The following is a 23724-nucleotide window of genomic DNA, read 5'->3' as shown; positions in this document are numbered from 1 at the left end:
CCCCCGCGCAAGAGTTCTGCGCTGCAGTGCCGCATCGCAGAAACCTGAGGGGTTTGTGGCTGATAACGTTAAATAACTTGTATACTAGGGGGTTACGGGTCGGGCGAAATGCCGACGGGCACGATAATGTTTTTCGATTTTGTGATCGCAACTGCGGGGGTGTCAGAGAATTCATGCAAAAAACGGCGCCAAATCTGGGCGCAGATCGCAATTGATTCTCGTGCTAGTTGTCGCTGATTATTGGACTGTGGTCAGGCTCTTCGACTATGCGCAAAACTGCGTTTATCGAGCCTGAACAAATGGATCCAATGGACTGGTCTGTTTGTTGGGGAACATGGGCGGGCACTGTTGCCCGCTACCAATGTCAGTTTGAAGCGGTGGCTGGCTGGTGGCTTGCGCCACCTTAAACCAGTCTCCGGTTCTGATCGTTTTTAAGCGTCGTTGCCTTGTGGGGGCAGTGCTTCGGCCAATTCTTCCCAAGACTGTCCAGACGCCACCAGGCACGTTAGGCCGTTCGGAGTGGTCACAGTGATGGTCCAAGTGCCGGTATCTGAAGAGGCGAAGGTTTCGATAACCATACCTCGTTCACCCAGTCCGATGCTCTGTCGGCTTTCACCATAGGTGCTGGCAAGACGGTCAACGACGGCCTCGCGAGGAGCGCAATTTCTGTTTTGTTGAGCAGTTGCCTGCTGAGTTGCCATTGCTATGAAGCCTAAGCTTATAGTCAGTTTAATCATCGTCTTCATCATGGGTTTTACCCTTTTTTCCGGAGCGGCCTGTACTACGTGAACTTGTATCACGCACTACCCTCGATAGTTCCGTAGCGAGCCGGTTTCTGACTTACATCGAACCTTGAGCCGTTCTAACCTCGATCTTCGCCGTTCTGGCTGGAAGGTAATGGGTTCGATGTAACTAGTGTGTTCAAAAGGTGCTGAAAAAGTATTAACACGCCGTTCTGGCCCTTATTTTTATGGGTTTAGCCATTGAGAAGCTTGAATAATAAAACTCAAATGCTGCGATGCAGAATGTTTTTTCTTGTAATTTAATGACCGAATCGCTATCGATTCCGCAACTTTACAACCTGGAGAGATAACATGGATATCCGCTCGCGCCCCTTTCGTTCGGTGTTGTATATTCCCGGCTCAAAACCGCGGGCTTTGGATAAGGCAAGGGGATTGCCGGTTGATGCGGTGATCTTTGATCTTGAGGATGCGGTGTCGATTGCGGAGAAGGTTTCGGCACGCGAGACCTTGGCGCAAGAGTTGCAGCAAGGCGGATACGGAAACCGGATGCGGATTGTGCGCATCAACGGGTTCGATACCGAATGGGGGGTCGCCGATGCCAAGGCCGTGGCGCAGATGGACTGTGATGCGGTGTTGTTGCCCAAAGTCTCATCTCAGGCGGATCTGGACTCGTTGGCCGAAATCACAGGTGACTTGCCGATCTGGGCAATGATGGAAACGCCGCGTGGTATGTTGAACGCAGCCGAGATTGCCGCGCACCCCAAGTTGCAGGGTATGGTCATGGGGACCAATGATCTGGCCAAAGAGCTGCAAACCCGGTTCCGGGCGGATCGTTTGCCGCTGATGGCTGGGCTGAGCGTTTGTCTGCTGGCGGCCAAGGCCGAGGGGCTGGTGATCGTTGATGGTGTCTACAATGCATTCAAGGATGCCGAAGGTCTGGCCGAGGAATGTAATCAGGGTCGCGATATGGGATTTGACGGCAAGACGCTGATCCATCCAGCGCAGGTTGATGTTGCCAATACCGCCTTTGCGCCGTCAGATGCTGAAATGGAGCTGGCCAGCCGCCAAATCGCTGCCTTTGAAGAGGCCGAGGCCGCAGGGCAGGGGGTTGCCGTGGTGGATGGCAAAATCGTGGAAAACCTACATGTGGCCACCGCGAGAGAGATAATCGCAAAAGCAGATGCAATCGCTGCAGTTTCCGCTTAGGCGTTGGGTCGATGCGTTTCGACTGGAAGCGCTTGAGTTAACACAATGGGAAAACTGAAATGACGTTAATGGTCATAGGCATTCTGCTCTGGATTGGGGCACATCTGTTCAAACGGGTCATGCCCGAAGCGCGGGCCGCGTTAGGCAGCAAAGGTCAAGGGCTGGTCGCAGTGACGCTGCTGGCAAGTGTTGCGCTTATGGTTGTCGGCTATCGCGCCGCGCCTTTTGTCAACGTGTGGTTCCCGCCGAGCTATCTGACGCATGTGAACAATCTGCTGGTGTTGATTGGTATATGGGCGATGAGCCCGGCCGGCACCAAGGGCATGCTGCTGTCGCGTGTGCGCCATCCGATGCTGATGGGGTTCCGTCTGTGGGCCGTCGCTCACCTGCTGGTCAACGGCGACATGGCGTCGATCGTGCTGTTTGGTGGGTTGCTGATCTGGGGTGTGGTCGAGGTTGTTGTGATCAACCGGGCTGAACCAGACTGGACCCCTCGCAAAGATGGCTCGCTGGCTAAGGACGGTATGTTCTTTGCTGCTTCAATCGTGCTGCTGGCCGTGATCGGCTATGTGCATGGACTAATCGGGCCTTCGCCCTTTCCAGGATAAGATACTATGAAACTATATCGTTTTTTGAGCGAAGATGACACTTCGGCATTCTGCCACAAGGTCACAGACGCGCTAAACAAAGGGTGGGAGCTGTACGGCGATCCAACCCAGACCTTTGACCCGGTCAAAGGTATCATGCGCTGTGGCCAGTCCGTGGTGAAAGAGGTCGAGGGCACTTACACCCCTGAAACCAAGCTTGGAGCGCACTAAGGCGTTTCCAAGATGTTGAATTCACTCACCCCGGCAATACTCATGCCGGGGTGGGTGAATGTCCAAATCCAGTTATATTGGAAACGCTAAAATGACTAAGACCAGTTCGGCCAAAACAAACTCTGGACGTTTTTTTGAGGACTACGCGGTGGGTGATGTGTTGCATCACGCGGTGCCGCGTACGGTGTCAGGCGGGGAGCGAGCGTTGTATCATGCCTTGTATCCAGCTCGTCACGCGCTGTATTCTTCAGATGAGTTTGCGCGCCAGTCTGGTCTGCCGAAATCGCCGCTGGACGATCTGGCGGCGTTTCATGTCGTGTTTGGCAAGACGGTGCCCGATGTGTCGCTGAATGCGGTGGCCAATCTGGGTTATGCCGAGGGGCGGTGGCTGCTGCCGGTCTATGAGGGCGATACTCTGCGGTCTGAATCCGAGGTGATCGGGGTCAAGCAGAACTCAAACGGGAAATCCGGTGTGGTTTACGTGCGTACGCGCGGGCTGAACCAGCGGGATGAGGTCGTGATGGAATACGTGCGCTGGGTGATGGTTCGTAAGGGTGATCTGGATGCGCCGGCACCGGAAACGGTGATCCCCGAGTTGAACAAGATAATCCCGGCAGAGGATCTGGTGATCCCCGAGGGGCTGGACTTCTCAGATTATGATTTTGGTCAGGCGGGTGAGGCGCATCGCTGGGGTGACTATCAAGTGGGCGAGATGATTGACCATGTGGATGGTGTCACCATTGAAGAGGCTGAGCACATGTTGGCCACGCGGCTGTGGCAGAACACAGCCAAGGTGCATTTTGATGCAACAGCCCGCCCGGATGGATCGCGGCTGATTTACGGTGGTCATGTGATTTCAATGGCGCGGGCCTTGTCGTTCAACGGGCTGGCTAATGCTCAGATGATTGTGGGCCTAAATGGCGGCGCACATGCGAACCCCTGTTCGTCGGGAATGACCGTGCGCGCGTGGTCTGAGGTGCTGGGCAAGGCCGAAACATCCGCGCCCGGAGTTGGCGCCATACGACTGCGGTTGGTGGCAACCAGCGGGGCGGAGCCGTTTACCCTAAAAGGAGACGACGGTAAGTACTTGCCGGGCGTGCTGTTGGATCTGGATTACTGGGCATTGATGCCGATCTGAGTGGAGATGTAATTTGGCGCGCGCGATTTATCTGACCCATCCCCAAGTGGTGATAGATCCTAACTTAGCGGTGCCAGACTGGCGGTTGAACGAAGTTGGAGCGCAGCGCGTTCAAGCCTTGGCTCAGCGGCTGGATTTTGCAGGACATCTGATTGTTTCAAGCGCTGAACGAAAGGCGCTAGAGACGGCTTGGCCGTTGGCGGGGGCTGCTGGCAGCGCTGTTGTTGTCCGGCCGAAGATGCATGAAAATGGCCGCTCGGCCACCGGTTTTTTGGCTGGGCCGGAGTTTGAGGCGACGGCGGATGCCTTTTTTGCTGAGCCTGAGAAATCGGTTCGAGGTTGGGAGCGTGCGGTTGATGCGCAGGCACGTATTGTGGCCGAGGTCAGCGCGGTACTGGAGAAGAGTTCGGGCTGTGATGTCGTGTTCTGCGGTCACGGCGCGGTTGGTACGCTGCTGTATTGTGCGCTGTTGGGGCTAGAGATCGACCGCAAGTGGGATCAGGTCGACGGGGGCAGCTGGTTTGCCTTTGATACCGTTGCGATGAAGCCGGAGGCGCACTGGCAGGGGATGGAAGATCTTGTCTAACTAGGCTGGGGGCGCTGCCCCCAGACCCCCGGGATATATTTGGCCAGATGAAGAGCGGGGCGGTGCGCTGGGCCTGGGATGGCGAAAAAGTGATCGGTGTTTCGCCTGTTGCTTGCTACGTTACGCACATGTTGTTTTTTCGGTCTTTGCTTTTTTCGGTTTTGTTTGGGGCGCCTGTTGGAGGCTTTGCCTGTGATCTGGCGTTGGTTCTGGCGGTGGATGTATCGGGGTCGGTGGATGCCGATGAGTACCGCATTCAAATGGATGGTCTGGCAGAAGGTCTGCGCGATGGCATTGTGGCAGAGGCCCTAGTGCGGGGCAAAGCGCAGGTAGCGCTGATACAGTGGTCGGGGTCCACCCGCCAAGAGGTTAGTATTCCCTGGGTCGAGATCGACGATTTTTCTGCGCTTAGCGGGCTGGCAGATCGCATCCAAAGGGTTGAGAGGCCCTGGCGCAATTATTCAACAGCTATTGGTCGGGCGCTTTTGCTGGCCGTGGAACAGTTTGAGCTGGTGCCGGATTGTAAGCGGCGGGTGGTTGATGTGTCTGGTGATGGGACATCAAACGAAGGGGTGCTGCCGGGGAATCTGCGTGAGGAATTGAGTTCGGCGGGGGTAACTGTAAATGCGCTGGCCATTGAAGAGAGCGATGCAGACTTGACCAGCTACTTTTTTGAGAATGTAATCCATGGTGACGGGGCCTTTGTTGCCACCGCCGAGAGTTTCGCCGATTATCCCAGTCGCATACGTATGAAGTTGCTGCGAGAGGTGGCACGACAGACTGCGCGCTTGGAGGATGGGTAGAGTTTTGAGATAAAAAGCTCGATTCTATTGGGCTTCAGGATTTTGATATTATGTGATCACAAGGTCGGAGGCTGTGATCACAATTGTGATTTTTTAGCGCCAACATGTGAAATACCATGAATATTTATCATTCGTTTGGGTGACAGCACGTAAAAATCCGCTAAAACACCGTCAGCCAACCGAAGAGGAGCCAACATGGCCGATGTTAATCCGGGTGATCGCCCGCTTTCGCCTCACCTGAGTATCTATCGCCCGCAGCTGAGCTCGATCACGTCGATTCTCACGCGGATCACCGGCAACGCTCTGATTGTTGCGGTGGTGCTGGTTGTCTGGTGGTTGTTTGCCGCTGCGACCTCGCCTGAGTATTTCGAGATGGCGAACGGTCTGATGACCTCTTGGTTTGGTGATCTGGTAATGACGCTGGCCCTGTGGGGAGTTTGGTACCACTATCTGGCTGGTTTGCGGCACCTGTATTTTGATGCGGGCCACGGGCTGGACATTCCAACAGCTACAAAACTTGGCTGGGGTGTCGTCATTGGGTCGGTTGTTCTGACCATCATCACCCTGTTTTTGGTATAAGGAGGCGAACATGCGCTATCTGACAGCCCGTAAGCGGGCCGAGGGCAATGGGGCCTCGGGAACCGGCACTGCCCATCACTGGTACATGCAGGTGAGCGCCGTTGCGCTGGCCTTTATGGTGCCGACCTTTCTGTACATTTTGGGCAATGCCCTTGGCGGCACCCATGAAGAGGTGCTGGCCACATTCGCGCGACCTTTCCCGGCGATACTGACTGGGATGACACTGTTTGTGGGTGTCATGCATTTCAACAAGGGTGCGCAGATGATGATCGAAGATTATGCGCGCGGGTCGATGCGCAGAGCGCTGATTATGCTGGTGATCTGCATCAGCTACGCCACCATCGCCACCGGGCTTTTTGCGCTCGCCAAAATCGCGCTGTGAGGATTTAAAACATGGCTTCTTACGAATATGAAACCCACGACTATGACGTAGTGGTGGTTGGCGCCGGCGGTGCTGGTCTGCGCGCAACATTGGGTATGGCTGAGCAGGGGCTGCGTACAGCCTGTGTGACCAAGGTTTTCCCAACCCGGTCGCACACTGTTGCGGCACAGGGCGGCATTGCGGCGTCGCTGTCGAACATGGGCCCTGATAACTGGCAGTGGCATATGTATGACACCGTCAAGGGGTCAGACTGGTTGGGTGATACCGACGCGATGGAGTATCTGGCGCGTGAGGCCCCCAAGGCGGTTTATGAGCTGGAGCACTATGGTGTGCCATTCAGCCGGACCGAAGAAGGCAAGATCTATCAGCGTCCGTTCGGCGGCCACACCACCGAATTTGGTGAAGGCCCCCCGGTACAGCGGACCTGTGCTGCAGCTGACCGGACTGGTCACGCGATCCTGCACACGCTGTATGGTCAGTCGCTGAAGAACAACGCCGAATTCTATGTTGAATACTTTGCCATCGACCTGATCATGTCCGAAGACGGTCAGTGTCAGGGTGTTGTCTGCTGGAAGCTGGACGACGGCACCATGCATGTGTTCAACGCCAAGATGGTGGTGTTGGCGACCGGTGGTTATGGTCGTGCCTACTTCTCGGCCACGTCTGCCCACACCTGTACGGGTGACGGCGGCGGCATGGTGGCCCGTGCGGGTCTGGCGTTGCAGGATATGGAATTTGTTCAGTTCCACCCAACAGGTATCTATGGCTCTGGCTGTTTGATCACCGAGGGTGCGCGCGGTGAAGGTGGTTATCTGACCAACTCTGAAGGCGAACGGTTCATGGAGCGCTATGCGCCCCAGTATAAAGACCTTGCCCCGCGTGATTACGTATCGCGTTCAATGACAATGGAGATCCGCGAAGGTCGCGGTGTTGGCGCCGAGGGTGATCACATTCACCTGAACCTGTCGCACCTGCCACCTGAGGCTTTGGCAGAGCGTCTGCCGGGTATTTCCGAGTCGGCCAAGATCTTTGCCGGTGTAGACGTCAACAAAGAGCCGATCCCAGTTATTCCAACTGTGCACTATAACATGGGTGGTATTCCTACCAACTATTGGGGTGAGGTGATGAACCCCACCGCCGAAGACAGCAATGCTGTTGTGCCTGGCCTGATGGCCGTGGGTGAAGCAGGCTGTGCCTCGGTACATGGTGCCAACCGTCTGGGCTCAAACTCGCTGATCGATCTGGTTGTGTTTGGTCGTGCCTCGGCCATTCGTGCTGGTCAGGTTGTGGATGCGGATGCCCCCAACCCTGTGCTGAACCAGGCTTCGGTTGATGCTGCCTTTGATCGCTTTGACGGTCTGCGCCATGCAAAAGGCAACGTTGCCACCGCCGAGCTGCGGTTGGAAATGCAGAAAACCATGCAGGCCGATGCAGCTGTGTTCCGGACTTCGAAAACCCTGACCGAGGGTGTCGAGAAGATGACTGGTATCGCGGCGAAGATGGATGACCTGAAGGTCACTGACCGCTCGTTGGTTTGGAACTCGGACCTGATGGAAACATTGGAACTGACCAACCTGATGCCCAACGCGCTGGCCACCATCCACGGTGCCGAAGCACGTAAGGAAAGCCGTGGCGCCCATGCGCACGAGGACTTTAGCACCCGTGACGACGAAAACTGGCGGGTTCACACCATCAGTCGTGTTGAAGGCAACAAGGTTGATCTGTCCCACCGTCCGGTGGTTCTGGATCCGCTGACCAAAGAAGACCAAGGCGGCATCAGCCTGAAGAAAATCGCGCCCAAAGCGCGGACTTTCTGAGGTCGCTGCCTGATGGCTTTGTGGGATAAAACAATGGAAATGCCGGGACGCCTTGCGCCCCGGGCTTTACCGGTTTGTTCAGATAAAGCTGCTATTTGCGGTGCTTTTATCCCCGAGGTTAAGCAATGACAGCTGTGGATCGCCAATTTGATGCCGGTATGCCGATGGAATGGACCCGTCTGGGATACGTTCCGGGACAGGTGCTTCGGATGTTTGGGATGCGCCGTTCTGGAAACCATGCCATCGCCAACTGGCTGCAGCGCAACGCGCCTACTGGACAGTCGGTGTTTTTGAACAACTGTAAGCCCAACACTGACCCGCTCAATACGTTCCGTTCGATCGAGGTGGATGGCAAAATCGCTCCCCATCGCAGAGCGCTCAGGAACCTGTCTTCGATTGCGGGCCGGGTCGATGACAACGCAATGTTGCTGTTCTCGTATGAGGACGTGACACCGCAGATGTTTGCTTCTGTGCAGGCAGTATCGGGGCCATTTGACGAAACGCTGCTGACTGGCGATGTGTTGGTTTATCGGAGCTTCCTGAATTGGGCTGCGTCTTTGCTGAAAAAGATGCAAGCCAATGACTCATACAGTCTGCTTCGTCGCAATGCGATCCTGTTGCAGGCGATCGACCACTACGGCGTGCTGCTGCAGCAGGTGGAAGAGGCCGATGAGCTGGGCTTTACCTGCATCTGCTATGACGACTGGGTGCGCAGCGCGAAGTATCGCGAGATGGTTCTCGACCAGCTGGACCTGCCTTTGCGAGACAATAGTCTTGGCCAGGTGCAAAGCTATGGTGGCGGTTCGTCGTTTCAGAAACAGGCAAGCAGTGCTGACGAGCTGGAGACAAGCCGTCGGTGGCAGAAAATGGCGGAAGATCCTGAATTTGCCGCGATACTGAACCTTGCGGCGCATGATGCGAAACTGACCCCTCGGCTTGAACGGCTGTTCCCGCGTGATGCGGCGCTGCTGGCCCGGATCGTGGGCGCAAACCCCTCGCCTGAGAAGGGTACGTCGTGATGGGTTTGTCCGCCTGCATGTGCGCGCCTGTTGGGGTCTTTGATCCAGAAGAATACACTGTCTGCGGAAACGCAGGCCAAAATTACGCGCTCGGGACCGCCAGTACATTGGCGCGGGCATCGGAAAAAATGAACATCTGTCAGCAGGGCTCGGCTCTGTTGGTGGGCGGCTAAGCAAGGAGACAATCATGGTCGAATTCGCACTCCCGAAGAACTCAAAGATTACAACGGGAAAGACCTGGCCGAAACCCAGCGGGGCCACCAACATCCGCAAGTTCCAGATCTATCGCTGGACCCCGGATGACGGCAAGAACCCACGGGTCGACACCTATTTCCTGGACATGGACACCTGTGGTCCGATGGTTCTGGATGCGCTGATCAAGATCAAGAACGAGATTGACCCGACCCTGGCGTTCCGCCGGTCCTGCCGCGAGGGCATCTGTGGGTCCTGTTCGATGAACATCGACGGCATCAACACTCTGGCCTGTATTTATGGCATGGATGAGATCAAGGGCGACGTGAAAATCTACCCGCTGCCGCACATGTCGGTGGTGCGTGACCTGATCCCGGATCTGACGCATTTCTATGCCCAGCACGCCAGCATCATGCCGTGGCTGGAAACCAAGACCAACCGTCCGGCCAAAGAGTGGAAGCAGACCATTGATGACCGTAAAAAGCTGGATGGTCTGTATGAATGTGTGATGTGCGCAAGCTGCTCAACATCCTGCCCCAGCTACTGGTGGAACAGTGATCGTTACCTTGGACCAGCTGCGTTGCTGCACGCCTACCGCTGGATCATCGACAGTCGCGATGAGGCAACAGGCGAGCGTCTGGACGAGCTGGAAGATCCGTTCAAGCTGTACCGCTGCCACACCATCATGAACTGTACCAATACCTGCCCCAAGGGTCTGAACCCGGCCAAGGCGATTGCAAGCATCAAGAAGATGATGATCGAACGGACGCTGTAATCTGGCGCCTTAGTTTGGAAGCCATACCGTTGAAACGCCGCCCCAAACAGGGCGGCGTTTTGCGTTTGTGAGGCTGCACACCCGTCGCCAGAAGTGCCATGTTGTCAATGCATGGCGACACTGCAATATCACGCGATGTCAAGCCGGTCAGACGCGCCTATGTTTTCTGCAAGAACAATCATCCATGTCCTTTTGGGAGAGTATTGATGCAGAAAATCACACAATTGCCGAACAAAGAGTCCCAAGATGCGTTGAAGCATCTGGAGCAAGCTTGGGCGTATTATTCAGCTGAACCGACGGTGACACGTGATGTTACACAGGTGCGTCCAGATCAATCCGAAGATCCGATTGTTCCATATTACACGGCTGCCTGATCTGGTCACTTGTGTCTGCTGGTGCTTGCCGTGTGACGGCATGAGTTAAGGGTATTGATGCAGTCCAGTTCTAGGGCAGGGAAAGCGCCCCCAATGTCTCCCGCCCATCGTTGGTATCTTCGATACCGGCATTTCGTTGGGCGTGCGGGCGCGGGAGATACTGATTTCGCCTATTGGTTGAATTGCTTGCGATAATCCGCCAGGCTAAGTGCATGTACACCTTGAGGCCTGGAACGAAGAAGAACCCTGTGCGCAGGTGGTCGCTGCCAGATCGGATTTTCTTTGGCTACGGAGCTTGTGCAATACTGGCTGGCACCTACCTGCGTGATCCACCCCTGCCGGGGTTCTATGCTGAGCGTATCGTACCGGTGGGTGACATGCCCGGAAACCATACTTATGTGACCAATGGTGTGATTGCGTTTGATTACCACGGGTATTCAGTCAGGCAGAACATTCTTATCCATCATAAGAAGTGTTGGGCAGGCGAGCATAGAGGCTGGAGCTATGATCTCGAAACCGTTGAGTTTGATCTGCTGTCTACACAGGATTTGAATGCGCATAGAATGTTGGGTCCTGACCAGTATCTGCACGATCCAATCCAGCGGGCCCAGACGTTCATTTCAAGGATTGACCACGCATCATGTTTTGCGAAGGCTGCTAGCAAAGCCTTGATCCACACGGGTATACCGAGCTAGCGGCAAAAAACGACCTTTCCATGTGCCAATTGGGCTTGCACAAGGGTACGGGCAGGGCGTTGATAGCACAAAGCAATTGGAGACACCTGATGTGTAGTGCAAGCAATAGCCTTGGTCGTGATCACTCAACCTCATCCCCCAAAGACGCTGACGCGCGCCGTGCCGTGAAGCCGGTGATCTGCTACCCAAACGAGACACTGCCTCCTGTAGATCTGGAGCTGTATGGCCGGGCACGTGCCGGTGCGGTCAAGACAGATGAAGTCTTGGTTCCTGCGCGCGATGCCGCTTGTTTTGAGGTGCCAGCCGGGCATTTCTTTCGCATCAGCTCGGTCGAGGGTGCGCAGGTGGGCGATCTGAACCTGTGGAACCGCAATGATCTGGCCGAGCGGTTTTATTCCGGCAAGACACGTGCGCTTCATGGGACGCATATCACTGCCGGAGAGCAGATGTGGACCAGCTTTCCTAACCTCCGGCCAATGGCAACACTCACCGACGATACACTGGGGTGGTACGGTATCGATGAATACGGTGGATCGGTTCATGATGTGATCGGCACACGCTGTGATCCCTATACGGGGAACCTGCTGGCAGGCAGCCAGTACCACTACTGTTGCCATTCGAACCTGACCCGTGCGCTGGCAGATCATTTAGGTGTATCGCTGAGTGAAGCGGAACCGCATGTGCATGACGTGCTGAATGTCTTTATGTGCACTGGCTTTACCCGTGATACGGGGCAGTATTTCATGAAGGCCTCGCCCGTGCGCCCCGGTGACTATCTGGAGTTCTTTGCCGAGCTTGATCTTTTGGGTGCGCTGAGCGCCTGTCCGGGGGGCGATTGCAGTGCGCAACATTCCAGTGATACGGCGGCCTGCTACCCGCTGCTGGTCGAGGTGTTCGCACCGGCGGATGGAACGCTAGAGGGCTGGGTCTGCCCGCAGGTCAACGGATATGATGGTAGCCACGGGCGTTAGCCTGTGCCGTTGGCTGTGTTTCTGCCACATGGCTAATCCTTTCCGGCTTCGAGGGGGATTATCCCCGAGTAATTGTTGATGAATGAAAGACCGTTGATGCCACTCCCTAAGCCCCCTTTCGCAGGCTCTTGCCTTTGCGGATCAGTACAAGTCAGCATAACTGCACCTCCGCTTTTGACTTTGGCGTGCCATTGCCGCGACTGCCAGAAACTTTGCGCAAGTGCGTATTCGCTTACCGCCATGTTCCCAATCGACAGTTTCTCCTGCATCGGAGAGTTGATCAAAGGCGGCCTAGGCTCCGAAGGGCGAGAGCATTATTTCTGCAAATCATGTTTGAATTTCGTGTTTTCAAAAATTGGAGCGGCGCAACGGATCAATCTCCGTACGTCGGTGTTAGACGACGCGGCGTCTTTCGAGCCGTTTGTTGAAATTATGACCGATAAGAAAATGCCATGGGTAAATATTCCGGCCGCGCATAGTTTCGCTGGGTTTCCTGAAACTATCGAAGACCTTCAGGCGCTGATGGACGAATATTCACAGCGGTGAATAGCGGTGCGGGATAAAAAAACCGTGCTGGACGGGGTCCGGCACGGCTAATGTTGTATCTTCAGAAACGCGTCGACCCAATGGGTGAACGCGTAACTGGCGATTAGGCAAAGGCCGCCTCTAGGGCGATTTCTACCATGTCGCCAAAGCTACGCTCACGTTGATCTGATGGCATTGATTCACCCGTTAACAGGTGGTCCGAAACGGTAAGAACAGCCAAGGCCCGGCGCCCGTGTCGAGCTGCCAGATTGTACAGCTCGGCTGCTTCCATCTCGACACCCAGGATGCCGTGGCGCACCATTTGTTCATTCAGATCGGGGCGCTCGTCGTAGAACACATCCGATGAATAAATCCCGCCAACATGGGTATCTGTGCCCTTGGCTTCTGCCGCTTGCACAGCTGCGCGCAACAGGCCCCAATCGGCACAAGGAGCAAAGTTGAGCTCTTTGAAAATACCACGTGATGGGGTGCTAAGGGTGCTGGCAGTCATGGCCACGATAACGTCACGCAATTTGACTTGTTCCTGCATGCCACCACAGGATCCGATGCGGATCAGCGTTTTGGCATCATAGTCACGGATCAATTCGTTGACGTAGATCGACAGCGAGGGCATTCCCATACCGCTGCCCTGGATCGTCACGCGATTTCCATTCCAGGTGCCAGTGAAACCAAGCATGCCGCGAGTTTCATTTATCAGGCGCACGTCCTGAAGAAATGTTTCCGCAGCCCATTTGGCGCGATATGGATCGCCAGGCAAAAGGACGGTTTCCGCAATATCTTCTTTTGCGGCACCAATATGAATTGTCATTTAAGCGCTCTCCGTTTCTGGATCAGATTTCCAGATCAGAGATATCAGCGCCCGATGTCAAGGCCGTGTGAATCCAATGCGGTTTGCGACCGCGCCCAGTCCAGGTTTCTTCTGGGTTTGCTGGATTTCTGTATTTAGGAGCCGCCTTTGAGCGTTTACCGGCTGAACGGCCACCATTGGCAATTTCATCTAGTGAAAACCCGAATTGTGCGGCCGCGTCCTCTGCTGCCTTAAGCGCCTCAAGACGTTCACGTTGTTCGGCTGATTTCAGCGCCTCGTCAACGTCTGTCTTGAGTTGCAGAAGATCTTTACGCGACATTTCCGCAAGGTTGAGGGTCATTTCAGTCTCCAGTTTGTAGTACCTAGGCTAACGAATTAGCGCGTAACTGGTTTTGGCCCAATTGTCAGATGCTTTTTGTCTCGTTTTTTGCATTTTTCGCGATGCCACGTATTGTTTGATATTGACATTCAACTCAATGGGGTGATGCGAGCTCGGTAATTTCCTTCATGATTGAATTCAGTTCAAAATCTTTTGGTGTATAAACGCGGGAAACGCCCATTTCCCTTAAACTTTTTGCGTCATCATCTGGAATGATCCCCCCGACAATCACCGGGATATGCCCCAAGCCAGCGTCGCGCATGCGGTTCATAGTCTCTTCTACCAGTGGGAGATGGCTACCAGATAGGATTGACAGACCAACAACATGGGCCTCGTCATCAGCAGCTGTGGCCACCAATTCTTCGGGTGTTAGGCGGATACCATCGTAGGTAATATCCATTCCACAGTCACGGGCGCGAAATGCAATTTGCTCGGCGCCGTTTGAATGGCCGTCCAAACCGGGTTTGCCGACCAGCAGCTTTAGGCGGCGGCCCAATTTGTCGGAGACTGCATCAACTTGGCTGCGCAGATCATCCAGACCTTCGGTCTTGTTCGACATCGAACCCGAGACGCCGGTGGGGCCCCGGTATGTGCCATGAACCTGGCGCATCTCTTCGGCCCATTCACCGGTGGTAACGCCGGCTTTGGCTGCCGTGATAGAGGCAGGCATGATATTGTCGCCATTCTTAGCTGCTTGGCGCAGTGCGGCGAGCGCGCTCTGGACTTGGTCGTCGTCGCGTTCGTTTCGCCACTGGTTCAGGCGTGCGACCTGTTCCTGCTCGACCGCCGGGTCGACAACCATGATGCCGCCATCTTCGGTCTGCAACGGCGAGGGTTCGCCTTCGGTCCAGCGGTTGACGCCGACGACGGTGGTTTCATTGCGCTCAATCCGGTTCAGACGTTCGGCATTTGAATCCACTAGGCGGGATTTCATGTATTCGATCGAGGCCACTGCGCCGCCCATGCCATCAAGGTTGCTCAACTCGGCGCGGGCCCCGGACTTTAGCTCTTCGACCTTGGCATCCACAACAGTGTTTCCGTCGAACAAATCGCCGTATTCCAACAGGTCGGTTTCATAGGCCAAGATCTGCTGCATACGCATCGACCATTGCTGGTCCCAGGGGCGGGGCAGGCCAAGCGCCTCGTTCCAGGCAGGAAGCTGTACAGCGCGGGCGCGGGCCTTTTTCGACAGCGTTACGGCCAGCATTTCGATCAGGATACGGTAAACGTTGTTTTCCGGCTGCTGTTCGGTCAGGCCCAGCGAGTTGACCTGCACACCATAGCGGAAGCGGCGGAACTTAGGGTCTGTGACGCCATAACGTGTTTCGCAAATCTCATCCCACAGATCGACAAAGGCCCGCATTTTGCACATCTCGGTAACAAAGCGGATGCCGGCGTTGACGAAGAACGAAATCCGACCGACCAACGCAGGAAAATCCTCGGCGGGGACTCTTGGTCGCAGCTCATCCAGGACTGCTTGGCCGGTCGCCAAGGCAAAGGCAAGCTCTTGTTCCGGTGTCGCACCGGCCTCTTGCAGGTGGTAGGAACAAACATTCATCGGGTTCCATTTGGGTACGTTGCTATAGCAATACTCGGCCACGTCAGCGATCATTTTCAGGCTGGGCTTGGGCGGGCAGATGTAGGTGCCGCGGCTCAGGTATTCCTTGATCAGGTCGTTTTGCACAGTGCCCTGCAGGCCGCGCACATCCGCGCCTTGTTCCTCGGCCACAGCGATATAAAGCGACAGCAACCACGGCGCCGTGCCGTTGATGGTCATCGAGGTGTTCATCTGCTCCAGCGGGATCTTGTCGAACAATGCGCGCATATCGCCCAGATGGCATACCGGTACGCCAACTTTCCCGACTTCACCGCCTGCCAGAGTGTGATCGCTGTCGTATCCGGTTTGGGTCGGCAGATCGAAGGCCACCGACAGGCCGGTTTGACCCTTGGCCAGGTTGCTACGATACAATGCGTTTGAGGCGGTGGCGGTAGAGTGGCCAGCATAGGTACGGATCAGCCAGGGGCGGTCTTTCTGCGTCATCGGAGCCTCGTAAGTGATGCGGTAATTTTATTTCGCTATCGACTTGATACGGGGAATATTGTGGCGCTGTCAATTCGCTGCATTGCGGCAAAATGACGATTTTGCATTTAAAAAGCGCGCCAGACCCAGGTCGGCGCGCTAACTGTTGGTCGGATCGAGTGAAACCATCAATTATAGGTGTAGGTGCCGATCTCGCAGATGTTTACGCCTTTACGGGTCAAAACATCTCCGTCGTCAAAAACAGCCTTGAAGTCGAACATGCAATAGCCGGTGCCATCGTCAAAATTGACCATGACCGATTGCCCCGAGCGTAGAACATCCGGACCCAAAATGTCTTCCTCCCACGAGGTCGATCCTTTGTTTGAGCCGTAGAACTCGACCAGCACGTAGCCGGTATCATTTACAATTCGGACCCGTCTATCCAAGGCAAATGCAGGAATCGCGGAGGTTGCTGTGACGGCCAAAGCGGCCATTGCGGTGACTATGTTACGTCTGGAAAACATGACATTCTTTCTTTGAAAAGGACATTTTTCATTGAACGTCAAAACGCCCAACGGGTTCGGTGAGTGGTCTTACAGTTGCAGAATAGTGTGAAAATAGTGTGTGGCAACAAGCTGTTGCTTGGGAAGTTGAAGATGTGCATGGTTATGAACGGGCGAGTGGTTACATATCTCGATGGTTTTGTGATGGTTGCTCAGGTGGCGGGAATGAGTTGTCTGGGAATTTTTTCCATCCGCAGCAAAGCATCGTTGAGAGTGTCCTATTGAGCTGCTTGGCCATGTAGATTCTGCATCTGAGCCACGTTGTGGCGCACCAAACTTTCTGCACCTGTCGGAAAAGTTAAGGTCATAAAGTTTCAAAAAAATAGTATTTACGGTTGCTTTATTGCTCGACCATTTCTATCTCGTAAAGAGCTCTGCGATTCTGCACTGCGGCGAGAAGAGGCAAAGAGGAGGCCGATATGGCTTTGGACACCAATCCTGAAGTGTTGTCGTACGAGGCGCCTGAAAAGGACCTGTATGAAATGGGTGAGATGCCGCCGATGGGCTATGTCCCCAAACAGATGTACGCTTGGGCCATCCGCAAAGAGCGCCATGGCAACCCAGACAGTGCAATGTTGCAGGAAGTGGTGGATGTACCAGCCATAGACAGCCACGATGTGTTGGTTTTGGTGATGGCTGCCGGCGTCAATTACAATGGTGTTTGGGCCGCATTGGGCAAGCCAATCAGCCCCTTTGATGGACACAAACAGCCATACCACATTGCCGGTTCCGACGCGGCGGGTATTGTATGGGCCGTTGGTGACAAGGTCAAGAAGTGGAAGGTCGGTGACGAGGTCGTGATCCACTGTAATCAGGATGACGGTGAAGACGAAGAATGTAACGGCGGTGATCCGATGTATTCCCCCAGCCAGCGTATCTGGGGCTATGAAACACCTGACGGATCTTTTGCTCAGTTCACCAATGTTCAGTCTCAGCAGCTGATGCCACGCCCCAAGCACCTGACCTGGGAAGAAAGTGCCTGTTATACACTGACACTGGCGACCGCCTATCGGATGCTTTTTGGCCACGAGCCGCATGACCTGAAACCGGGACAAAATGTATTGGTATGGGGCGCGTCTGGCGGTCTGGGCTCTTACGCGATCCAGTTGATCAACACTGCCGGTGCCAACGCAATTGGCGTGATCTCGGACGAGAGCAAGCGTGATTTTGTGATGGGACTGGGGGCCAAGGGTGTCTTGAACCGCAAGGACTTCAATTGCTGGGGGCAGATGCCAACGGTGAATACACCAGAGTATGCCGCATGGTTCAAAGAAGCCCGCAAATTCGGTGCCGCGATCTGGGCGATCACTGGTAAGGGCGTGAATGTCGACATGGTGTTCGAACATCCCGGCGAGGCAACATTCCCGGTGTCGACCTTTGTCTGCAAAAAGGGCGGCATGGTGGTGATCTGTGCAGGCACCACGGGGTTCAACCTGACCTTGGATGTGCGTTATATGTGGATGCACCAGAAGCGTCTGCAAGGCAGCCACTTTGCCCATCTCAAGCAGGCGGCCTCGGCAAACAAGCTGATGCTGGAACGCCGTCTGGATCCTTGCATGTCAGAGGTGTTCTCTTGGGCTGATCTGCCAGATGCGCACATGAAGATGCTGCGCAACGAGCATAAACCGGGCAACATGTCGGTCCTGGTCCAGGCGCCTAAGACAGGCCTGCGAACCCTAGAGGATGTGCTGGAAGCCAAATAAAGACGTCCGTCTATATGGCCCATCCGGCCTGCCTTTAACCGCCCAAGCGGTCGCCCACGAATCATTCACTATGGTTCGTGGGTTTTTCCATTCTTTGACTCATATGTTTAGTTTCAGAGGCTTGGAAATCGCCCCCTCGCTATCTTAGGGGAGGTGCTGGCGTTGAATATTGACATTTCAGACACATGTTAAGTTTATTTCGCGTGATACTTCGGGGATTACGGCGGGCCAGGATCCAATATCACTGGATGCTGGATCTTGGCGTTGACCTTCGGTCACATACTGCTGCAGATTGCGCGAGGAGCCATGCAGACCACTTAAGCGAAACGCTTGAGATGGCAAAGTTAGTAGTGGCTTCGTCGGAAGAAAAGGCTAGTGCACAAACGGATGGCGAACAGAATAAATTTGGACAAAATTCTAAAGATACTGGAGGCTGCCGGTACTCTTGAAGAAGTTCAGAGCATTATTGAAAAGGTCCGGGACCTTTTTGAAATAGATCACATCGTCTACCATTGGGTCGACAGCGCCGGTGAGCAATACGGGTGCGGGACATATTCGGATGAATGGGTAAAGCGCTACATTGAGCAGGGGTACCTAAGGACCGATCCGGTTGTCACGGGATGTTATCAACGGTTTCACCCGGTGGATTGGAAGCGACTGGACTGGTCAACCAAGGCTGCCCGTACTTTCCTGGATGATGCGTTGAAACATGGTGTTGGCAATCAGGGGTATTCAATTCCGATCCGTGGCCCAAATGGTCAATTCGCACTCTTCACGATTAGCCATAATTGTGACGATGCGACTTGGGAGAAATTTACCGAGAAATACAGTCGCGACGTGATTTTACTGGCACATTACATCAACCGTAAAGCGATAGATTTTGAGCCCAACCGAACACCTGAGGGTTCGCGCAATTTGTCACCCCGTGAGGTGGATGCCATGACCCTTTTGGCTATGGGGTACAGCCGCGCAGAAGTTGCTGAAACGCTGTCGATTTCTGAGCACACGTTGCGGGTTTATATCGAAAGCGCCAAGACTAAACTTGGTGCTCAGAATACGACACATGCCATTGCACGGGCCATAAGTAGGGGGCTGATAGTCGTCTAACGACTTGTCCCCGATGTGCCACCAATGTGGTTCGATTGATCACTTGGTGGGAATGCTACAATCACTGGCGATGAGCGCTTGAAAACATCATGGAAACGCGGGGCGGGCTCTGGTGAAGCGGGCCCTGCGTCTATAGTGTCTGGGAATGACCACACTTCCCATCCAGTTCTCTGAAGACCAAGCCGCTGCCTTTGACAGCGTAACTGAAATGCTGCGCACGGCCGGAGTCGATCTAGACGATAGTCAGTTGTTGCAGCAGCCAAAAGGCGAAAGCGGCGTGATGGCCCTGATGGGCAAGGCCGGATCGGGTAAAACGCTGTTGTTGGCCGAACTGTACAAGGCGCTGGAGCAATCCGGCGTCGAAGTGGTCTCTGGTGATTATGAGAGCCGCAAAAAGGGCGATCGTCGTACCTTGGCGATTCTGGCGCCAACCAACAAAGCCGCCTCAGTCCTGCGCTTGCGTGGGGTTCCGGCCACGACCATCCACCGCATCTTGTACACGCCGATGTATGACCCCGAGTATGAAAAACTGGCCGAGTGGCTGACAGGCGAGGGAGAGCAGCCCGAGATCGAAGGCCTGACCGAAGAGGCGCTGGCGCGGGCTGTGGCGTTCTACGAGCGGAACAAATCCATTCCCGGCGCTTTGGCGTCGGCAGGTTTGCGCGGGTCTGACTTCATTACAGGCTGGAAACGACGGGAAGAGCCGTTGGACATTGGGTTTGTTGATGAATCCTCGATGTTGGATGACCGCCAGTTCAATGATCTGAAAGAGATTTTTCCCAACCTAGTGCTGTTTGGTGACCCGGCCCAGTTGGCCCCTGTGAACCAATCCGGGGCCATGGTGTTCGATGCCTTGCCCGAAGAGCGCAAGCTGGAACTGCACCGGGTTCACCGTCAGGATGCCGACAACCCGATCCTCGATCTGGCCCATGCTTTGGCCGATCCACAACTGTCGTTTCACGATTTTGAGCGGATGATCGAGGATGTTGCACGGCGCGATGACCGGGTTGTTTGGGGGCAACGGGTAGAGGTCGATCTGATGGCGCGATCTCCGGTATTGGTCTGGCGCAATGCGACACGGATCAAGTTGATCAACGCCTTTCGCAGCGTTCACGGCGCGCCAGAGGATGCGCTGATGGAGGGTGAGCCGCTGATCTGTGATGGCATTGAACTGCCAATGAAGCATAGGAAAAAGCGGTTGGACCTAGAGGCGCGCGGCCTGATCAAAGGCGCGCAGGTGGTCTATCTTGGATCTGGTCGCAAGCCCGGTTTCTCGCGGCTGCACGTGATGGGCGCCGAAGATCCTCAGGTCAGCGCAGCCTCGATTGTGAAGATTGAAAAGCCGGACGAAGAAGAGCCATTCATTCCATTTGCTGCCCGGATGGGGGCAACGTTCCTGCACGGCGCAGCCGTGACTATTCACAAGGCGCAGGGATCGCAATGGGACACCACGCAGGTGTTTGCGCCTGATCTGTATGTGGCAGCCCGCATGGGCCGTGTAGAGGCCGGACAGCCACTGTGGAAGCGGTTGGCATATGTTGCCATCACGCGGGCACAAGAGCGGTTGATATGGGTTGTGCGTAACCGCCTATCAAAACCCAAAGAACCACTTCGGGTGGATGATTTGCGCGCCGCACCAGTGGCGCTGAAACTGGAGAGTGAAGGCGGATGAAGACGATTGTGATCACCGGTGCTAGTTCAGGCATTGGCCGGGCCGTTGCGGAGTTGTTTCTGGCCGAGGGTTGGCAGGTTGGCCTGCTGGCACGGCGGCAGGACGCGTTAGAGGAAGTGGCCGAGGGCCATACCAACGCCGTTGTCCTTCCTGCAGATGTCACTGACCCGGCAGCAGTAGATGCTGCGTTCAACAGCTTTGTCATGCAGGCGGGGCATCTGGATGTGATGTTTAACAACGCTGGCATCTTCACCGCCAGTGGCACTATCGACGAAATCGCGTTGGACGATTGGTTTGCATCTGTGAATGTGAACCTCAACGGCATGTTCCTGGCAGCCCGCGCAGCGTTTCGCCAGATGCGCCACCAGTCACCACAGGGTGGGCGTATCATCAACAATGGGTCGATCGCAGCGCATGTGCCGCGCCCTAATTCAGTCCCTTATGCCACCACCAAGGCGGCGATCACCGGGTTGACCCGCAGCCTGTCATTGGATGGACGGGCATTTGATATCGCCTGCGGCCAGATCGACATCGGCAATGCCCGCACGCCGATGGTCGAAGATCTGATCTATCGGCAACAGCAGGATGATCCTAACGCACCGCCAATGGATAGCTTTGCGGTTGAAGATGCTGCCAAGTCGGTTCTGCACATGGCGCAGCTGCCACTAGAGGCCAACGTGCAGTTCATGACCGTGATGGCCACCAAGATGCCTTATATCGGCCGCGGGTAAGAGGGGCGCGCTTAGTTATATGCTCTGCGTGCGAACTGTAAGACGGGCGTAGAACGCCCGCCTTTTGGACCCATAGTTCAATGGAATGTGGGGGTTGGCTTTAGTTGTTTCGCAACAAACGGAATGCAGCCGAGGCACCCCAGCCAGCGGCGATGGCAATGGCCAGTGACATTATCCCGTACCAAAACGGCTGCTCCCGCGACATTACAAATAGAAACCGCTCTAGCCCCACCTTGCGCACGTCAATAGAGGTCTCATACTGCGACACGACTTCGCCACCACGGGTTAGGAAAATGCGGGCAGTATAGTCGCCTTCGGTTAGGTCGGCAGGCATTTTAATCGCAGTGCGGAACAGGGTCTGTTGGTCAACAGCCACAGTGTTTTCGCGGATAGAATACAGATCCCGGTTCTCGCGGATCCGGATCACTGCATCTGCAAAATCCTGAGCGCCGCGGATATGCATGGCGGCGCCAACGGATCGGATCGCCCGTTCAATGGAAATCCGGTAGCGCAGGTCTTCGGTGTCGGTAATCACATCGCCAAAGGGGCCGCTTGTTGCGACGGCATAGAAGCTGGGCGCGGAATCCACCAGAACGGAATCGACATTGACCCAGATCCCTAGCTTGCGCTCTTTGCGCCGCACCAGAACCGGTTCCTGGGGGCCGGATACCGTGACGATAACTTGCAAAGGGTCCGTGTCGGGAATAGGGGACTCGCGTTTTACGGCACCAAAGATCAAGATCTCATCGCCGTCGAAATCAGCAGTAATAGCAACACGATCCTGGCTTAGACCAAGCACGACCTCTTCTTGGCCAGCCTGAGCTGGGAGAGCGAATACCAGAGCGGCAAGGAGCAGGGAGCGTAGCATGATCAGTGCCCTCCGCCAGCGCCGAGCGAGAATATCTCGGACGGGGTAAGCAGCAGATCCAACGCCAGTTTACCACAGACCAGCAGCACCATAAGTGCCAGCAGGATACGCAGCTGTTCGGCCTTCATGTAGACGCCAATACGGGTGCCGATTTGTGCCCCGATAACGCCGCCGACCAAAAGCAGTACAGCCAGAACGATGTCCACTGTGTAGTTGGTAGTGGCATGCAGCATGGTGGTAAAACCGGTCACCATAATGATCTGGAACAGCGAGGTGCCGATAACCACTTTGGTGGGCATGCCGAGGATGTAAATCATCGCCGGAACCATGATGAAGCCGCCGCCAACACCCATGATCGCAGCAAGGATACCAACGCAGATGCCGACAAGAATGGGCGGAATGACAGAGATATACAGCCCCGAAGTGCGGAACCGCATTTTGAAGGGCAGGGCATGGACCCAGCTGCGCTGACGCCGTGCGGCAGGCGCGCCACCGGCTTTCTTGGATTTACGGATCGCGTTCAGGCTCTCGATGAACATCAGTCCGCCGACAACGCCAAGGAAGACCACGTAGCAAAGCTTGACCAGCAGATCGACCTGACCAATGGCTTTTAGGTAGTTAAAGACCAAAACCCCCAGCGCAGCGCCTATCAAACCGCCGATCTGGAGTACTACCCCCATTTTGATATCAACCGTTCGCCTTCGAAAATGCGCCAGAACCCCAGAGAAAGAGGAGGCCACGATCTGATTCGCCTCTGTGGCGACTGCCACGGCGGGTGGGATACCAATAAAGAACAGCAGCGGCGTCATCAAAAAGCCGCCGCCAACGCCGAACATGCCGGACAAAATGCCAACGATTCCCCCCAATCCGAGGAGCAGGAAGGCATTGACCGAGACCTCGGCGATAGGAAGGTAAATTTGCATAAGGTTTAGTTAGACCGGAGATTTAGGTAAAATCAACTGCCGATGCCGCTCTGCAGCACACAGGACTGACCTTCGTGGCAAAACTGGACCTATCTGAAGTAGCTATAGTTGCCTCGGCGGGCTCCCGCGGTTGCAGGGTGCACCGGCTATGCCGGTAAACCCTGAACAAACTTGGGCGTAGCGCCGGGCAAGGCCCGGCGCTACGCCCAACGGGAGCGGGCATCGCCAGATGCGCAGGCGACGGGCGGGAGACTTTGGTGGTTAAAAGAAAACGCCCGGCACTGGGCCGGGCGTTGATGGTGTTCG

Annotated in this window: 26 protein-coding genes; 19 read left to right on the top strand and 7 right to left on the bottom strand. The window is 55.2% G+C overall.

Annotated features, from left to right (window positions below; translation table 11 throughout):
- Positions 1-431: 431 nt before the first annotated feature.
- On the bottom strand, positions 432-701 hold the full coding sequence (locus DL239_RS13935) for a hypothetical protein (RefSeq protein ID WP_240931868.1): 270 nt from the start codon (positions 699-701) through the stop codon (positions 432-434).
- Positions 702-1094: 393 nt separating this feature from the next.
- Here DL239_RS13935 and DL239_RS13930 point away from each other — a divergent pair, with 393 nt between their 5' ends.
- The 15 genes from DL239_RS13930 (at position 1095) to DL239_RS13860 (ending at position 12644) form a co-directional block, all read left to right on the top strand.
- Positions 1095-1949 carry an HpcH/HpaI aldolase/citrate lyase family protein gene (locus tag DL239_RS13930; RefSeq protein ID WP_167684709.1) on the top strand — a complete coding sequence of 285 codons (855 nt, stop codon included), beginning with the start codon at positions 1095-1097 and terminating at the stop codon, positions 1947-1949.
- Positions 1950-2008: 59 nt separating this feature from the next.
- Positions 2009-2557 carry an NnrU family protein gene (locus DL239_RS13925; RefSeq protein ID WP_167684708.1) on the top strand — a complete coding sequence of 183 codons (549 nt, stop codon included), beginning with the start codon at positions 2009-2011 and terminating at the stop codon, positions 2555-2557.
- Between the two features lie 6 nt (positions 2558-2563).
- Positions 2564-2767 (top strand): DUF1737 domain-containing protein, encoded by a 204-nt coding sequence (locus DL239_RS13920; protein WP_167684707.1) that lies wholly within the window; start codon positions 2564-2566, stop codon positions 2765-2767.
- Positions 2768-2858: 91 nt separating this feature from the next.
- Complete coding sequence (locus tag DL239_RS13915; RefSeq protein WP_167684706.1) at positions 2859-3905, top strand: MaoC family dehydratase; 1047 nt, start codon at positions 2859-2861, stop codon at positions 3903-3905.
- A 13-nt stretch (positions 3906-3918) separates the two neighbouring features.
- The gene (locus DL239_RS13910; RefSeq protein ID WP_167684705.1) at positions 3919-4491 is read left to right on the top strand and encodes a histidine phosphatase family protein; all 573 of its coding nucleotides are present in this window, start codon (positions 3919-3921) and stop codon (positions 4489-4491) included.
- 128 nt (positions 4492-4619) lie between these two features.
- Positions 4620-5294 carry a DUF1194 domain-containing protein gene (locus DL239_RS13905; protein WP_167684728.1) on the top strand — a complete coding sequence of 225 codons (675 nt, stop codon included), beginning with the start codon at positions 4620-4622 and terminating at the stop codon, positions 5292-5294.
- A gap of 195 nt (positions 5295-5489) precedes the next feature.
- Positions 5490-5873, top strand: a complete 384-nt coding sequence (gene sdhC, locus DL239_RS13900) for a succinate dehydrogenase, cytochrome b556 subunit (protein ID WP_167684704.1) — start codon at positions 5490-5492, stop codon at positions 5871-5873.
- Between the two features lie 10 nt (positions 5874-5883).
- Positions 5884-6255 (top strand): succinate dehydrogenase, hydrophobic membrane anchor protein, encoded by a 372-nt coding sequence (gene sdhD, locus DL239_RS13895; RefSeq protein ID WP_167684703.1) that lies wholly within the window; start codon positions 5884-5886, stop codon positions 6253-6255.
- An 11-nt stretch (positions 6256-6266) separates the two neighbouring features.
- Positions 6267-8072 (top strand): succinate dehydrogenase flavoprotein subunit, encoded by a 1806-nt coding sequence (gene sdhA / locus DL239_RS13890; RefSeq protein ID WP_167684702.1) that lies wholly within the window; start codon positions 6267-6269, stop codon positions 8070-8072.
- Between the two features lie 125 nt (positions 8073-8197).
- Positions 8198-9091, top strand: coding sequence for a hypothetical protein (locus DL239_RS13885; protein WP_240931867.1), 894 nt, complete (start codon positions 8198-8200; stop codon positions 9089-9091).
- A gap of 187 nt (positions 9092-9278) precedes the next feature.
- Positions 9279-10058 carry a succinate dehydrogenase iron-sulfur subunit gene (locus DL239_RS13880; RefSeq protein ID WP_167684701.1) on the top strand — a complete coding sequence of 260 codons (780 nt, stop codon included), beginning with the start codon at positions 9279-9281 and terminating at the stop codon, positions 10056-10058.
- A 206-nt stretch (positions 10059-10264) separates the two neighbouring features.
- Positions 10265-10432, top strand: coding sequence for a hypothetical protein (locus DL239_RS13875; RefSeq protein ID WP_167684700.1), 168 nt, complete (start codon positions 10265-10267; stop codon positions 10430-10432).
- A gap of 248 nt (positions 10433-10680) precedes the next feature.
- Positions 10681-11127: a hypothetical protein gene (locus DL239_RS13870; RefSeq protein ID WP_206188462.1), complete on the top strand. Its 447-nt coding sequence runs from the start codon at positions 10681-10683 to the stop codon at positions 11125-11127.
- 89 nt (positions 11128-11216) lie between these two features.
- A complete protein-coding gene (locus DL239_RS13865; protein ID WP_167684698.1) occupies positions 11217-12098 on the top strand; it encodes an urea carboxylase-associated family protein in 882 nt (293 codons plus the stop codon).
- Between the two features lie 78 nt (positions 12099-12176).
- Positions 12177-12644, top strand: coding sequence for a GFA family protein (locus DL239_RS13860; protein WP_369410572.1), 468 nt, complete (start codon positions 12177-12179; stop codon positions 12642-12644).
- A gap of 103 nt (positions 12645-12747) precedes the next feature.
- On the opposite strand, the gene deoD is transcribed toward DL239_RS13860, so the two are convergent.
- The 4 genes from deoD to DL239_RS13840 all read right to left on the bottom strand — a co-directional run bounded on the left by deoD (position 12748) and on the right by DL239_RS13840 (position 16375).
- On the bottom strand, positions 12748-13452 hold the full coding sequence (deoD, locus tag DL239_RS13855) for a purine-nucleoside phosphorylase (protein WP_167684697.1): 705 nt from the start codon (positions 13450-13452) through the stop codon (positions 12748-12750).
- A 22-nt stretch (positions 13453-13474) separates the two neighbouring features.
- On the bottom strand, positions 13475-13792 hold the full coding sequence (locus tag DL239_RS13850; RefSeq protein ID WP_167684696.1) for an H-NS histone family protein: 318 nt from the start codon (positions 13790-13792) through the stop codon (positions 13475-13477).
- A gap of 133 nt (positions 13793-13925) precedes the next feature.
- The gene (locus DL239_RS13845; protein WP_167684695.1) at positions 13926-15872 is read right to left on the bottom strand and encodes a protein meaA; all 1947 of its coding nucleotides are present in this window, start codon (positions 15870-15872) and stop codon (positions 13926-13928) included.
- A 167-nt stretch (positions 15873-16039) separates the two neighbouring features.
- Positions 16040-16375, bottom strand: a complete 336-nt coding sequence (locus DL239_RS13840) for a hypothetical protein (RefSeq protein WP_167684694.1) — start codon at positions 16373-16375, stop codon at positions 16040-16042.
- A 458-nt stretch (positions 16376-16833) separates the two neighbouring features.
- On the opposite strand from DL239_RS13840, the gene ccrA reads away from it, so the two are divergent.
- The 4 genes from ccrA (at position 16834) to DL239_RS13820 (ending at position 21627) form a co-directional block, all read left to right on the top strand.
- The gene (gene ccrA / locus DL239_RS13835; RefSeq protein ID WP_167684693.1) at positions 16834-18117 is read left to right on the top strand and encodes a crotonyl-CoA carboxylase/reductase; all 1284 of its coding nucleotides are present in this window, start codon (positions 16834-16836) and stop codon (positions 18115-18117) included.
- Between the two features lie 387 nt (positions 18118-18504).
- Complete coding sequence (locus tag DL239_RS13830; RefSeq protein ID WP_167684692.1) at positions 18505-19224, top strand: helix-turn-helix transcriptional regulator; 720 nt, start codon at positions 18505-18507, stop codon at positions 19222-19224.
- A gap of 145 nt (positions 19225-19369) precedes the next feature.
- A complete protein-coding gene (locus DL239_RS13825) occupies positions 19370-20896 on the top strand; it encodes an ATP-dependent DNA helicase (protein WP_167684691.1) in 1527 nt (508 codons plus the stop codon).
- Positions 20893-21627 carry an SDR family oxidoreductase gene (locus tag DL239_RS13820; RefSeq protein WP_167684690.1) on the top strand — a complete coding sequence of 245 codons (735 nt, stop codon included), beginning with the start codon at positions 20893-20895 and terminating at the stop codon, positions 21625-21627. The genes DL239_RS13825 and DL239_RS13820 overlap by 4 nt, the downstream gene beginning before the upstream one ends.
- Positions 21628-21727: 100 nt before the next feature.
- On the opposite strand, the gene DL239_RS13815 is transcribed toward DL239_RS13820, so the two are convergent.
- Both DL239_RS13815 and DL239_RS13810 read right to left on the bottom strand, forming a co-directional pair.
- Positions 21728-22495 (bottom strand): TIGR02186 family protein, encoded by a 768-nt coding sequence (locus DL239_RS13815; RefSeq protein ID WP_167684689.1) that lies wholly within the window; start codon positions 22493-22495, stop codon positions 21728-21730.
- Between the two features lie 2 nt (positions 22496-22497).
- Positions 22498-23418, bottom strand: coding sequence for a sulfite exporter TauE/SafE family protein (locus tag DL239_RS13810; RefSeq protein ID WP_167684688.1), 921 nt, complete (start codon positions 23416-23418; stop codon positions 22498-22500).
- Between the last annotated feature and the right edge of the window lie 306 nt (positions 23419-23724).

The sequence above is a fragment of the Parasedimentitalea denitrificans genome (assembly GCF_011813015.1).
Classification (GTDB): Bacteria; Pseudomonadota; Alphaproteobacteria; order Rhodobacterales; family Rhodobacteraceae; genus Parasedimentitalea; species Parasedimentitalea denitrificans.
Note: the sequence above shows the minus strand (reverse complement) of the source record. Positions and strands in the feature narration are given on the sequence as shown.

Excerpts from the sequence above, each read along its gene's own strand:
- DL239_RS13935 (WP_240931868.1), bottom strand. The coding sequence starts at position 701 with ATGGCAACTCAGCAGGCAACTGCTCAACAAAACAGAAATTGCGCTCCT.
- DL239_RS13930 (WP_167684709.1), top strand. The coding sequence starts at position 1,095 with ATGGATATCCGCTCGCGCCCCTTTCGTTCGGTGTTGTATATTCCCGGC.
- DL239_RS13925 (WP_167684708.1), top strand. The coding sequence starts at position 2,009 with ATGACGTTAATGGTCATAGGCATTCTGCTCTGGATTGGGGCACATCTG.
- DL239_RS13920 (WP_167684707.1), top strand. The coding sequence starts at position 2,564 with ATGAAACTATATCGTTTTTTGAGCGAAGATGACACTTCGGCATTCTGC.
- DL239_RS13915 (WP_167684706.1), top strand. The coding sequence starts at position 2,859 with ATGACTAAGACCAGTTCGGCCAAAACAAACTCTGGACGTTTTTTTGAG.
- DL239_RS13905 (WP_167684728.1), top strand. The coding sequence starts at position 4,620 with ATGTTGTTTTTTCGGTCTTTGCTTTTTTCGGTTTTGTTTGGGGCGCCT.
- sdhC (WP_167684704.1), top strand. The coding sequence starts at position 5,490 with ATGGCCGATGTTAATCCGGGTGATCGCCCGCTTTCGCCTCACCTGAGT.
- sdhD (WP_167684703.1), top strand. The coding sequence starts at position 5,884 with ATGCGCTATCTGACAGCCCGTAAGCGGGCCGAGGGCAATGGGGCCTCG.
- sdhA (WP_167684702.1), top strand. The coding sequence starts at position 6,267 with ATGGCTTCTTACGAATATGAAACCCACGACTATGACGTAGTGGTGGTT.
- DL239_RS13885 (WP_240931867.1), top strand. The coding sequence starts at position 8,198 with ATGACAGCTGTGGATCGCCAATTTGATGCCGGTATGCCGATGGAATGG.
- DL239_RS13880 (WP_167684701.1), top strand. The coding sequence starts at position 9,279 with ATGGTCGAATTCGCACTCCCGAAGAACTCAAAGATTACAACGGGAAAG.
- DL239_RS13875 (WP_167684700.1), top strand. The coding sequence starts at position 10,265 with ATGCAGAAAATCACACAATTGCCGAACAAAGAGTCCCAAGATGCGTTG.
- DL239_RS13865 (WP_167684698.1), top strand. The coding sequence starts at position 11,217 with ATGTGTAGTGCAAGCAATAGCCTTGGTCGTGATCACTCAACCTCATCC.
- DL239_RS13860 (WP_369410572.1), top strand. The coding sequence starts at position 12,177 with ATGAATGAAAGACCGTTGATGCCACTCCCTAAGCCCCCTTTCGCAGGC.
- deoD (WP_167684697.1), bottom strand. The coding sequence starts at position 13,452 with ATGACAATTCATATTGGTGCCGCAAAAGAAGATATTGCGGAAACCGTC.
- DL239_RS13850 (WP_167684696.1), bottom strand. The coding sequence starts at position 13,792 with ATGACCCTCAACCTTGCGGAAATGTCGCGTAAAGATCTTCTGCAACTC.
- DL239_RS13845 (WP_167684695.1), bottom strand. The coding sequence starts at position 15,872 with ATGACGCAGAAAGACCGCCCCTGGCTGATCCGTACCTATGCTGGCCAC.
- DL239_RS13840 (WP_167684694.1), bottom strand. The coding sequence starts at position 16,375 with ATGTTTTCCAGACGTAACATAGTCACCGCAATGGCCGCTTTGGCCGTC.
- ccrA (WP_167684693.1), top strand. The coding sequence starts at position 16,834 with ATGGCTTTGGACACCAATCCTGAAGTGTTGTCGTACGAGGCGCCTGAA.
- DL239_RS13830 (WP_167684692.1), top strand. The coding sequence starts at position 18,505 with ATGGCGAACAGAATAAATTTGGACAAAATTCTAAAGATACTGGAGGCT.
- DL239_RS13825 (WP_167684691.1), top strand. The coding sequence starts at position 19,370 with ATGACCACACTTCCCATCCAGTTCTCTGAAGACCAAGCCGCTGCCTTT.
- DL239_RS13820 (WP_167684690.1), top strand. The coding sequence starts at position 20,893 with ATGAAGACGATTGTGATCACCGGTGCTAGTTCAGGCATTGGCCGGGCC.
- DL239_RS13815 (WP_167684689.1), bottom strand. The coding sequence starts at position 22,495 with ATGCTACGCTCCCTGCTCCTTGCCGCTCTGGTATTCGCTCTCCCAGCT.
- DL239_RS13810 (WP_167684688.1), bottom strand. The coding sequence starts at position 23,418 with ATGCAAATTTACCTTCCTATCGCCGAGGTCTCGGTCAATGCCTTCCTG.